This window comes from Aestuariirhabdus litorea, assembly GCF_003864255.1.
Classification (GTDB): Bacteria; Pseudomonadota; Gammaproteobacteria; order Pseudomonadales; family Aestuariirhabdaceae; genus Aestuariirhabdus; species Aestuariirhabdus litorea.
Window position 1 is genome coordinate 2,129,542 of record NZ_QWEZ01000001.1, and the last position, 12,600, is coordinate 2,142,141.

Annotated in this window: 10 protein-coding genes; all 10 read right to left on the minus strand. The window is 58.3% G+C overall.

The genetic code is table 11. The features are described 5' to 3' along the window. Positions 1-20: 20 nt before the first annotated feature. Positions 21-953 (minus strand): histone deacetylase family protein, encoded by a 933-nt coding sequence (locus D0544_RS09815; RefSeq protein WP_125015763.1) that lies wholly within the window; start codon positions 951-953, stop codon positions 21-23. A 100-nt stretch (positions 954-1,053) separates the two neighbouring features. Beyond that, positions 1,054-2,001 carry a Nudix family hydrolase gene (locus tag D0544_RS09820; RefSeq protein ID WP_207905815.1) on the minus strand — a complete coding sequence of 316 codons (948 nt, stop codon included), beginning with the start codon at positions 1,999-2,001 and terminating at the stop codon, positions 1,054-1,056. 9 nt (positions 2,002-2,010) lie between these two features. Next, positions 2,011-3,228 (minus strand): bifunctional glutamate N-acetyltransferase/amino-acid acetyltransferase ArgJ, encoded by a 1,218-nt coding sequence (gene argJ / locus D0544_RS09825; RefSeq protein WP_125015764.1) that lies wholly within the window; start codon positions 3,226-3,228, stop codon positions 2,011-2,013. 65 nt (positions 3,229-3,293) lie between these two features. Further along, entirely contained in the window at positions 3,294-5,987 is a 2,694-nt protein-coding gene (gene secA, locus D0544_RS09830; RefSeq protein ID WP_125015765.1) for a preprotein translocase subunit SecA, read from the minus strand. 173 nt (positions 5,988-6,160) lie between these two features. Then, entirely contained in the window at positions 6,161-7,093 is a 933-nt protein-coding gene (locus D0544_RS09835) for a M23 family metallopeptidase (RefSeq protein WP_125015766.1), read from the minus strand. Positions 7,094-7,365: 272 nt separating this feature from the next. Continuing rightward, entirely contained in the window at positions 7,366-8,280 is a 915-nt protein-coding gene (lpxC, locus tag D0544_RS09840; RefSeq protein WP_125015767.1) for a UDP-3-O-acyl-N-acetylglucosamine deacetylase, read from the minus strand. A 103-nt stretch (positions 8,281-8,383) separates the two neighbouring features. Next, positions 8,384-9,535, minus strand: coding sequence for a cell division protein FtsZ (ftsZ, locus tag D0544_RS09845; RefSeq protein WP_125015768.1), 1,152 nt, complete (start codon positions 9,533-9,535; stop codon positions 8,384-8,386). 46 nt (positions 9,536-9,581) lie between these two features. After that, entirely contained in the window at positions 9,582-10,817 is a 1,236-nt protein-coding gene (gene ftsA / locus D0544_RS09850) for a cell division protein FtsA (protein WP_125015769.1), read from the minus strand. Continuing rightward, the gene (locus D0544_RS09855; protein WP_125015770.1) at positions 10,807-11,667 is read right to left on the minus strand and encodes a cell division protein FtsQ/DivIB; all 861 of its coding nucleotides are present in this window, start codon (positions 11,665-11,667) and stop codon (positions 10,807-10,809) included. Before D0544_RS09855 ends, ftsA begins: the two co-directional genes overlap by 11 nt. Before the next feature lie 13 nt (positions 11,668-11,680). Next, positions 11,681-12,595 (minus strand): D-alanine--D-alanine ligase, encoded by a 915-nt coding sequence (locus tag D0544_RS09860; RefSeq protein ID WP_207905816.1) that lies wholly within the window; start codon positions 12,593-12,595, stop codon positions 11,681-11,683. Positions 12,596-12,600 lie beyond the last annotated feature (5 nt).

Consider the following 12,600-nt stretch of genomic DNA (forward strand, 5'->3'; position numbering starts at 1 on the left):
CAGGGCGCACTTTCTATCTGCTATACCCGCGCCAGGGCGCGGATATGGGCAACGGCACTGCGACCCAGCGCCGAGGGGGAGTACCCGCCCTCCAGTACCGATACGATACCGTGACACCCCTCTACCCGGTCCACGATATGGGTCAGCTGCTCGGTGAGCCACTGGTAATCCCGCTCGACAAAACGCAGGTGTCCCATCTCATCCTCGCGGTGGGCGTCAAAGCCGGCGGAGACCATGATCAGTTGCGGTTTGAAGCGCTCAATGGCCGGCAGCCAGGCGCAATCCACCGCCAGCCGTAGCTCGGCACCATCAGTGCCACTGCCAAGGGGCAGCTTGAGGATATGGTCCCGGTCACTGTGGGGATCGGTGTGGGGGTAAAAAGGATGCTGGAAGAGGGAGCAGAAAAGTACCCGCGGTTCATCGTGAAAGATATCTTCGGTCCCGTTTCCGTGGTGCACATCGAAGTCGATGATCGCGACCCGCTCCAGCCCGTGGGCTTCAATCGCGTGGGCGGCACCCACCGCCACGTTATTGTAGAAGGAGAAGCCCATCGCCTTGTTGCGCTCGGCGTGGTGACCCGGGGGGCGAACGTTGCAGAACACCGCATCCATACGCCCACCGACCACCAGGTCCACCCCGTGAACGGCCGCCCCTGCGGCCCGTCTCGCAGCCTGCAGGGTATAGGGGTTCATGGCCGTATCATCATCCACTTCAACCAGTGCCTGCCCCTCGTCCGGCGCCATCTCCTCAAGCGAGTCAAGATAGGCTTTATCATGGACACGCAACAGCTGCTCCCGCTCCACCACCGGCGCATCTTCGTACATCAGGTAAAGATCGAGGCCACTGGCGATCAGTTGGTCGGATATAGCGTCGGTTCGACGCGGATCCTCCGGATGGTGATCGTGCATGCTGTGCTGGCGGCACTCAACGTGGGAGATGATCGCTGTGGGCATAGGGTCCGCTCGCCTTATCGTTATGGGTATACGCGGGCGGCCAGATTCCGCCCCAGCCACATGCTACCAGATTCCCCCTAAGCGACCACGAGACTAACGTCTACCCCCAGAACGCAGAGATCGCGGCAATACCCTGCCCCCCCAGAGCTCGCGCCCGCTCGAGGTCCGCCCCCGCCATCCCACCGAGCAGATAGACCGGCATAGTCGCCTGCTCTGCCAGTGCGCCGCTCGCCGACCAGCCAAGCCCCGCCTGCCCCGGGTGTGAGCGGGTGGGTTTAACCGGAGAGAGGGTTACAAAGTCCACCCCAAGGGTAGCGGCCCGCTCCAGCTCCGCCGCATCATGGCAGGATGCGCCCAGTAGTTGCTGGCGGTCGCGCCCCTGCGCCCAGAGGGCCACCGCTTCATCCGACAACTGCGCGGCACTGAGGTGCAAGCCGCACTGCGGGTAGTGCGCCAGTAGTGAGGGCTCACCTTTGAGTAGCAAACGGGCACCCGCGCGCGCGCAACGCTCCGCCAGGGGCGCGATCAAAGCATGGTAATCATGTGGGTCAAGCCAGGGGGCACGCCACTGCACCAGGCGCAGGCCGCGCTCAAGAGCACGCTCGAGACGTTCCAGCAACTGAGTCCGGCTCGCAAAGGGGCCGGTGATGAGATAGCCGGGCGGCAGGGTAAGGGCGAGGTTGAGGGCGCGATTCGCCTCGGGAAAGGGGTAATCCTTAAGCTGTTCGGGTCGAACCCAGCGCAGAGGTTGCCCCTCGCGCCCCCGGGGTATCCCTTTAAAGCGCTCGATACAGAACGCCTCCAGCTGGATATGACGGTCAGGGTAAGAGTGTTGCAAACTGATGAGGGGGCGCATGTGCAGGGGGGTAACCCCTAACTCCTCGTCCAGCTCCCGCGCCAGAGCCTGAAGCGGCGTTTCGCCGGCATCCACTTTGCCCCCCGGGAACTCCCAGAAGCCGCCCAGGTGGGCCGCCTGATCGCGGCGGCTGATCAATAGCTCACCGGCCCCGTTGACCAGCACACCGACCACCACATGAACCCGTTTCACCCGTGCCCCTTAGCTGCGGTACTCAGCGTTGATACGCACGTATTCGTGGGAGAGGTCGGTGGTCCAGATCTGCTCGCAAGCGTTGCCGCGCCCCAGATCCACCCGGATCAGGATCTCCTCCTGGTCCATGACCCGCTGCCCATCCGACTCCCGATAAGAGGAGGACCGCCCCCCGTCGGTGACGATCTGCACCTCATCCAGCCAGATCTGGATACGGCTCACATCCAGGTTCTCAAGCCCGGCGCGGCCAACCGCCGCCAGTACTCGCCCCCAGTTGGGATCGCTGGCGAACAGGGCGGTCTTGACCAATGGAGAGTGGGCGATGGTGTAGGCGACATCCAGCGCCTCCTGAGCGGTGGCCGCCTGCTCAACCCGGACCGTTACAAATTTGGTCGCCCCCTCTCCATCGCGAACAATCGCCTGCGCCAACTGCTGGAACACCCGGGTCAGGGCCTCCAGCAGGGCTTCATAGAGCGCCCCCTCGGCCCGCTCCAGTGGCGGATTACCCGCCGCCCCCGAGGCCATCAGGATGCAGCTGTCGTTGGTCGAGGTATCACCATCGATGGTAATGCGGTTGAAGGAGCGGTTGCTGACGATCGACAACAGCTGTTGAAGCACTTCAGGAGCCACCGCCGCATCAGTCGCCACAAAGCCAAGCATGGTCGCCATATCAGGCTTGATCATGCCGGCGCCCTTGGAGATGCCGGTGATCCGGTAGGTCACCCCATCGACGTCAAAGGCCAGACTCGCCCCCTTGGGCAGGGTATCGGTGGTCATGATGCCGCTGGCGGCTTCGGGCCAGCCCGCCTCGCGCAGGGCAGCAAGGGCCGCCGGCAACGCAGGGATAATACGCTGCACCGGCAGGGGCTCTCCGATTACCCCGGTGGAGAAGGGCAACACCTGGCCAACCTCCACGCCCGCTTCACGAGCCAACGCCTCGCAACAGGCCAGGGCATCGGTATGGCCGCTGGGGCCAGTTCCAGCGTTGGCATTACCGGTATTGATCAACAGATAACGGGGGCCATTGGCGAGGTGGGCACGCGCAATCTGGACCGGCGCGGCACAGAAAGCATTACGGGTAAAGACACCCGCGACCGAGCTGTTTTCACTCAGTTTGAAAATCACCAGGTCCTTGCGACCGGGGGTCTTTATCCCCGCGCTACAGGTTCCCACCTCCACCCCTTTGATGGGGTGCATCAACGGCAGCTCAGGCAGTCTGACAGCCATCACTCTCTCCTCAGGTTTGAGATGCAAAAAGGGCGGCCAATGCCGCCCCTTCCCTTAGCCCTGCTTCAGGCAATTTTGCCATGGCACTGCTTGTACTTCTTACCGGAACCACAGGGGCAAGGCTCATTGCGACCGACCTTGCGTCCCTCACGGGTGTAAGGTGTGGCATTGTCCTCTTGAGGCTCCTCCTGCGCCATGGCATTGGCCTGCTCGTGCTGATACTGCATACGACGCGCAGCCTCCTCCCGGCGCTGGCGCTCCAGCTCCTCGGTGTTATCGTCCTGGCGAACCTGCACATGGCACAGGATACGAATGGTCTCGTGCTTGATGTTCTCCAACAGCTGCTGGAACAGCTCAAAGGCTTCGCGCTTGTACTCCTGCTTCGGGTTCTTTTGCGCATACCCCCGCAGATGAATCCCCTGGCGAAGGTGATCCATGGTGGCCAGGTGCTCCTTCCACTTATCGTCCAGCACTCGCAGCAACATCTGCTTTTCAAACATCCGCAGCGCCTCGGCACCCGCCAGCGCTTCCTTGGCCTGGTAACTGGCTACGATCTGCTCAAGGATCTTGGCGCGCAGGGTCTCTTCGTGGAGCGAGTCATCCTCATCCAGCCACTGCTGCAACGGCATCCGCTCGTTGAACTCCGCCGCCAGCTGCTCTTCCAGCCCCTTGATATCCCACACCTCCTCCAGGGATTGCGGGGGGATATACTGGCTCACCAGCTCGTTCACTACCTCTTCACGGATGGCATTAACGGTTTCCGATACATCCTCGGTATCCATCAACTCGTTGCGTTGCTCGTAGACCACCTTACGCTGGTCGTTGGCGACATCATCGTATTCGAGCAGCTGCTTACGGATATCAAAGTTACGCCCCTCAACCTTGCGCTGGGCTTTCTCGATCGCGTTGCTCACCATGCGGTGCTCAATCGCCTCACCCTTCTCCATCCCCAACGCTTTCATGAAGTTTTTCACGCGATCGGAGGCGAAGATACGCATCAGGTTATCTTCCAGGGAGAGGTAGAAGCGACTGGAGCCCGGGTCTCCCTGGCGACCGGCGCGTCCCCGTAGCTGGTTATCGATACGACGCGACTCATGACGCTCGGTACCAATGATGTGCAAACCACCGGCATCCAGTACATCCTGGTGGGCCTGTTGCCAGTCCGCCTTGATCTTTTCGACCTGCTGCTCGGTGGGGTTCTCGAGCTTGGCAATCTCCGCCTCCCAGTTGCCCCCCAGCATGATGTCGGTTCCCCGGCCCGCCATGTTGGTGGCAATGGTCACCGCTCCCGGCTTACCGGCCTGGGCAATGATCTCGGCCTCCTGCTCGTGGTACTTGGCGTTGAGCACCTTGTGAGGGATCTTGGCCTTGTTAAGGGCCCCCGATACCAGCTCGGATGACTCAATGGAGGCCGTACCCACCAGCACAGGGCGCCCCTGCTCAACGGTTTGCTTGATATCCTCAATGACGGCATCGTACTTCTCGGGAATCGAGAGGTAGACCAGATCGTTGTGATCGGCCCGTAACATCGGTTTGTTGGTAGGAATCACTACCACATCCAGCCCATAGATCTGGCGGAACTCGAAGGCCTCGGTGTCGGCCGTACCCGTCATACCTGAGAGGGTATTGTAGAGACGGAAGTAGTTCTGGAAGGTGGTGGACGCCATGGTCTGGCTTTCAGCCTGAATGGGAAGCCCCTCCTTGGCCTCAAGAGCCTGGTGCAGACCCTCCGAAAGACGACGCCCCGGCATGGTACGCCCGGTGTGCTCATCCACCAGTAACACCTGGTTCTGCTGCACGATATATTCGACGTTTTTATGGAAGACCACGTGCGCCTTAAGTGCAGCGTTTACATGGTGAAGCAGCGACAGGTTGTTGGAGGCATAAAGGCTCTCGCCTTCCGCCAACAAACCCGCTTCGGAGAGCATCTCCTCAACGTGCTGGTGACCCTGCTCGGTCAGCTCGACCTGGCGGGTTTTCTCGTCGACGGTGTAATCGCCTTCGAGCTCCTCCTGCCGGGTCAGGTTCGGTACCAGCTTATTAATTCGCTTATAAAGTTCCGAACTGTCTTCTGCGGCACCAGAGATGATCAGCGGTGTTCTGGCCTCATCAATCAGGATCGAGTCAACCTCGTCCACCACCGCAAAGTTCAACCCCCGCTGCATCCGGTCTTCGGAACTGAAGGCCATGTTGTCCCGCAGGTAGTCAAAGCCAAATTCGTTATTGGTTCCGTAGGTAATATCCGCCTGGTACGCAGCCCGCTTCTCAAAGGGATCCTGGTTGGGTACAACCACCCCGACACTCAGGCCAAGGAACTCGTAGAGGGGACGCATCCAGTTGGCATCCCGGCGCGCCAGATAGTCGTTCACGGTCACGACATGAACGCCCTCGCCACTGATGGCATTAAGGTACACTGGCAGGGTCGCCACCAGGGTTTTACCCTCACCGGTACGCATCTCAGCGATGCGCCCTTCGTGCAGCGTGATACCACCGATCATCTGCACATCAAAGTGCCGCATCCCCATCACCCGCTTGCCCGCTTCCCGAACCACAGCAAAGGCTTCGGGCATTAGCTGGTCCAGAGTGCTGCCATCGGCCACACGCTGCTTGAACTCTTCCGTCTTCGCCGCCAGCGCTTCATCGCTCAGTTGCTCAAACTCGGCCTCAAAGCTGTTGATCGTCTTGACGATCTTGCCCATACGCTTCAACTGACGATCATTACGACTTCCAAAAACTTTTTTGAGTATTGGCGAAAACATAAGTACCGGGGTCTTTTAATTAGGTATCAATAATCGGCTCGCAGGGTTAAGCGAGCCAAAAGCAAGCAGGCATTCTAACGCTAAAGGGGGGCGGCAATAAACCACTGCAGGAGTGTTGATCGCCTTTATTTGATGCGGGTATGACAGGAGAGCCAATGCAGCCGTCGGCTGAATCAACGGCTGGCGCGATAGATGTACTTGGCCGGATCAACCGGACGCCCATTCCGAAAGACCTCGAAGTGGACATGGGGCCCCGTGGAGCGGCCACTACTCCCCATCAAGGCGATGGTTTGCCCCTTCTTGACCAAGTCTCCAACCTTAACAAGACTGGATTCGTTATGACCGTATCGTGTCACGTAACCACTGCCATGATTGATCTCCACCAGCAACCCATAGCCGGAGCGCTTGCCCGACCAGGTCACAACGCCAGAGGCAACGGTGATGACATCCGACCCCTTCTTGCCGGCAAAATCGACGCCCTGGTGCATAGCCAGGCGACCATTGATGGGATCAGTACGACGCCCAAAGCGGGAGGACATCCAGCCTTTCTTGACCGGCCTTCCGGCGATAAAGACATCATCCTGCAAACGCCGTTTACCCATCAGGGTTTCCAGCACTTCGAGCTGGGCTTCCCGGGACTCGATACGCTGCGTCAACTCGTCAATCACATCAGCAAAGCGGGGCTGCTGGTAAGCCTCACCCAGCTCTGAGGATTCGGGTCCACCGAGGGCTGGCGGAGCGCTGAAGTCAAACTCGCCCTTGTCGAGCTTGGCCATGGTGGTCATTCGCTCGCCCAGGGCGTCGAGGCGCAACAGGCGGCTCTGCAACTGCGCAACACGCAGCGATAACGCATCCACCTCGGCCATTGAATGCTCTTTAACCTGCTGGAGTTCGAGGCGCTGCTCCTCCAGCTGGGTGCGCCAGGTGGCCATGGTCTCACGGGTAAACAGGCCATCGGCATCGTCGGTCAGGTACTTATAGGTGCCATACCCACTCAGGGTAGCGGCCAGCAGTAGGGCAGCAAACAGGGCACAAACCAGACCGCGGCCACTGAGTTTCAGTGAGCGAGCCTGACTGCGGCTGTTTCGAACAATTATGATATTCATAAACTGCTTTACTACCTCGTCAATCCTGTCCCGGAATAGCGCAGAACTCAGATCTTCTTATACCACAGAGCCCTTATGGACACCTAAGAAGCCCTCCAGGCCAGCACTCATCACGTGAATCGAGTCACAACAGTAGGATCGGGAGCCAGCCAGCGAACAACCTTAGCATTAATAGGTGCTTTATATCCAGCCCCCTCCACCACCGCCCGCCCGGGGGCCCGTAAACAAAACGGGAGCCGAAAGGCTCCCGTAGAAAACAGGCAAAGAAGGTATCAGACCGCTGCGGCCGGCTTCATATAAGAGATGGGTGCGGTTTCGGCATCATCGAAGGTGACAACTTCCCAGGCATCCTCGTTGGCCAACAGTTCGCAGATCAGCTTGTTGTTCAGGGCATGACCGGATTTATACCCCTTAAACTCGCCAATCAAACTATTTCCCAACAGGTAAAGGTCGCCGATTGCATCCAGCATCTTGTGCTTGACGAACTCATCCTCGTAACGCAGGCCGTCCTCGTTGAGAATGCGGAACTCATCAACCACGATAGCGTTATCCACACTACCCCCCAAAGCCAGGTTCTTTGAACGCAGGTATTCGATATCACGCATAAAACCAAAGGTTCGGGCTCGGCTCACCTCTTTGACAAAAGAGGTGCTGGAGAAATCAACACTGGCTTCCTGGGTGCGCCCCTTGAAGACAGGGTGATCGAAGTCGATACCGAAGGAGACCTTAAAGCCATCGAAAGGGAGAAAAGTGGCTCGCTTGTCATCCTCTACAACAGAGACCTCACGCTTGATTCGAATAAACTCCTTGGGTGCCTCCTGCTCTTCGATCCCAGCCGACTGCAACAGGAACACAAAGGGACCCGCGCTGCCATCCATGATCGGAACCTCATGGGCACTGACCTCAATATAGGCATTATCGATACCCAACCCGGCCATCGCAGATAGCAGATGCTCCACCGTATCGACTCGCACCCCATCGGCATTCATGAGCGTGGTACACAGGAGTGTCTCACCCACATTTTCCGCCCGGGCAGGAATCTCCACCACTGGATCCAGATCGGTACGACAAAAAACAATACCCGTTCCCACAGGAGCTGGCTTCAGCGTCAGGTAAACCTTCTCACCTGAGTGCAAACCCACCCCTGTTGCCCGGATAATATTCTTTAACGTTCTTTGTCTAATCATGTAGTTACGCCGCAATTTGATCAATTTTTGCACAAGGCTGTTTCAATAGCCGGCCATTGTACCAAAGTCGCATGAATTCACCAACCATTAAGGCGGCAGGCCGTTAATCAGCCTGCCGACGCAGGAAAGCAGGGATATCGAGATAATCCATGTTTTCAGACTGCATATGCTCCGCCTTAACCGCGTTAGCTCCATTCACCAGCGCCTGGTTACGCATCACCGTGGGACGATCCAGCTTCTGGTAATCGACCGATCCGTCCTTACGGGTGTTGTCGACTACTTTGACGGGACGCTCAACTGCAGCTCCCAAACCGGTAGCTACCACGGTCACCTTCAACTCATCCTCCATCTCGGGATCGATCACGGTACCCATAATGACGGTCGCATTCTCGGAAGCGAAAGCTTCAATGGTGTTACCCACATCGGAGAACTCGCCCAGCCCCAGGTCCACGCCGGCGGTGATGTTGACCAGGATACCCCGGGCCCCCTGAAGATCGACATCCTCCAGCAGAGGACTGCGAATAGCCGCTTCAGCCGCCTCGACCGCCCGATTCTCGCCGGAAGCAACACCGGTTCCCATCATGGCCATGCCCATTTCAGACATCACCGTTCTGACGTCGGCAAAGTCGACGTTAATCATACCGGGACGGATGATTAAGTCTGCGATCCCCTGCACAGCTCCGAGCAATACATCGTTGGCCGCACCAAAGGCTGCGAGCAGGCTGGCGTCTTTACCCAGCACTGGTAACAGCTTTTCGTTGGGAATGGTGATCAGTGAGTCGACGTTCTCCGCCAGCTCCTTGATACCGGCATCGGCAATGGTCATCCGCTTGCGGCCCTCAAAGGGGAAAGGTCGCGTGACCACAGCCACGGTCAGAATCCCCATCTCCTTGGCCACCTGGGCAACCACGGGAGCCGCACCGGTTCCGGTACCGCCACCCATCCCCGCAGTGATGAACACCATATCGGCGCCACTAAGCACTTCGGCAATGCGGTCACGATCTTCCAGCGCAGCCTCACGGCCAATCTCCGGGTTAGCACCGGCGCCCAAGCCCTTGGTTACACCGGTGCCGAGCTGCAGTACCGTCTTCCCAGAAAGATCCTTCAGCGCCTGCGCATCAGTGTTTGCACAAACAAAATCGACGCCATCCACATTTCTGGACAGCATGTGGCCAACAGCGTTACCACCGCCACCACCTACGCCGATCACCTTAATGACTGCATTCTGAGGTACGTTATCCACGAGTTCAAACATGATCCTCTCCTTCTCCCTTTCCTGTTTAGTTCTTATTTCCGGTCACTTAAAAATTACCTTGAAACCAAAGCTTAAGCCGGCTTACAAGGCTTTCTCCTGCCTCCCGTTGGGGGACAGCAAAACTGATTTCTGCCTGGCGCTGGAAACCATTGAGTAACAGTCCAACGCCAGTTGAGTAAATGGGGTTACGTACCACATCGGATAACCCCATTACCTCTTGTGGTACGGCCAGGCGTACCTGCTTGTGAAATATCTCCTCGGCCAGCTCAACCACCCCTTCCATCTTGGCCGTGCCACCGGTCAGTACGATCCCCGCAGGGATCAGGTCTTCAAAGCCACTGCGGCGCAGTTCAGCCTGCACCAGAGTAAAGAGTTCGTCATACCGCGGCTCAACCACTTCAGCCAGTGCCTGGCGGGAGAGATTGCGTGGCGGGCGCTCTCCCACTCCGGGCACCTGAATGGTCTCTTCGGCACCGGCCAACTGGGTGAGCGCACAGGCATAACGAATCTTGAGTTCTTCGGCGTGCTTGGTGGGTGTACGCAACGCCATCGCGATATCGTTGGTCACCTGATCACCGGCGATGGGAATGACCGCGGTGTGACGAATCGAGCCTTCGGTAAAGATCGCAATGTCGGTGGTGCCACCGCCGAGGTCCACCATGCAAACACCCAGCTCTTTTTCATCGTCGGTCAGCACCGCATGACTGGAGGCCAACTGCTCAAGAATCACATCCTCCACCTCGAGACCGCAACGACGTACGCACTTTTCGATGTTCTGCGCCGCATTAACCGCACAGGTGACCAGGTGGACCTTGGCTTCGAGGCGGACACCGGACATGCCCAGCGGCTCCTTAACCCCCTCCTGATCATCAATCACGTATTCCTGTGGCAGCACATGAAGAATCTTTTGGTCGGCGGGGATGGCTACCGCCTTGGCCGCATCAATCACACGATCAATATCGGCCTGGGTGACTTCACGATCACGAATAGCCACGATGCCGTGGGAGTTGAGACTGCGAATATGGTTACCGGCAATGCCTGCGTAGACAGAGTGAATCTGGCAGCCTGCCATTAACTCTGCTTCTTCTACAGCGCGTTGGATCGATTGCACGGTGGACTCGATATTCACCACCACGCCCTTTTTCATTCCCCGGGAGGGGTGCGAGCCGATACCCACCACCTCAACGCGACCATCCGCATTCATCTCCCCGACTATAGCGACGACCTTGGAGGTTCCAATATCCAGACCTACGACCATTTTACCGCTGCCATTAGCCTTCATAATTTTCTGTTCCCACTGTTTCTGATACCAACGGATGGCTGTCACTTTGCGAGCCCCAGGCTACCGCGACACCGTTGAGATAGCGCACATCGACCTTCGTGATCGGGCGCCCATTATCCTTCAATGCGGCATCATATACCGCAACAAATCGCTGGATTTTATCGACCACATGACTGCGGCCAATCATGATGACAAAGTCATCGGTAAGCAGCTCCCAGCTGCCCCGGTTAGTCAAACGCAGCTCGCGGATATTGAGCCCGTTTGGACGCAGGAGGTTGCTCAGCGTTTGGTACTGTTCCATTACTTCGATCTCGCTGGAGTCCGGCCCGATCAAGTGCGGCAAGGTAACGAAATCGGCGGCATTTTCCACCACAAAGCTGTTGCCTTCGCTATTAAGAAGCGCACCGCTCTGCCAACGGGCAACCGGAACCTGCTCAGTAACACTAATCTCTATCACACCGGGCCACTGGCGACGCAGGCTCACCGTCTGCACCCAGGGAAGCGTCAGTAAGTCCGCCTGCATTGCATCCAGATCAACGGTAAAAAAGCGTGAGTTCAAGTAGGGCTGCATGGCGACCTGAACCTGCTCCTTCGGCATGTGCATCAGGCGTCCCTTGACGGCAACCCGCACGATCGGTTGGTTAACCACCTCAGCCACGGTGGGCACCATAAACCAGCCAGCACCACCGACCAGTGTCGAAACCAGCGCAACGACGCCCAACAGCTTACCGACCCGCAGCAAACGCTGCGGCCAGCGCCGCTCTGCGGAAGGCTGCCGACGGCTGGCACCACGAGTGGTCGCTCCCACCGGTCGCCCCTTTTTCGCCTTGCTGTCTCGAACCCGTTGCATCGTTAATGCAGTCCTATAGGGTGGTGGCCAGTATGGCCATCACCAGTTTTCCAAAGCTCATCCCCTCGGCCTTGGCGGCCATGGGTACCAGACTGTGATCGGTCATTCCCGGTGCGGTGTTGACCTCCAGCAGATAGAAATTCCCTTCACGATCCTGCATCACATCCACGCGCCCCCAACCGGAACAGCCCAATGAGGTGAATGCCTGCACCGCCAGCTCTCCGAGGGCATCCAGCTTTTCACCGGAAAGACCACAGGGGCACAGGTAGCGGGTTTCGTTGGAGATGTATTTCGCCTCGTAATCGTAAAAGCTGTTATCGGTTTCCAGTTTAATGGGGGGTAAAGCCCGTCCATCCAGAACCGCCACCGTGTATTCGTTGCCGGTGATCCACTCTTCCGCCAGCAGCTCGTTGTCATAGCGCGCTGCCTCGGCCACCGCACGGTCAAAATCACTGGCGTCCTCGACCTTGGTCATACCAATACTGGAGCCTTCGTGTACCGGCTTGAGAATGCAGGGTAGCCCGATCTCAAGGGTGGCCCTGTCACTGCCCTGAATCAGCTGGGAAGGGGGTGTTGGCAGGCCCAATGCACCCCAGATCAGTTTGCTGCGGTACTTGTCCATCGCCAGTGCGGAAGCCATCACGCCGCTGCCGGTGTAGGGAATGTTTGCCCAGTCCAGCACACCCTGCAGGGTGCCATCTTCGCCACCACGCCCGTGCAGGGCGATAAACACGCGATCAAAGCGATCGCCCAGCTGCTCCAGCACATCGGGGCCGCAATCTATAAGCTCAACGTCCACACCCTCTTCCAGCAGGGCGTTATAAACCGCCCGACCACTTTTCAGGGACACTTCACGCTCAGCCGACTGCCCGCCGTAGAGTACGGCGACCCTTCCCAGGAGGGCTGGATCTATAGGCAGAGTGGTCATCACTT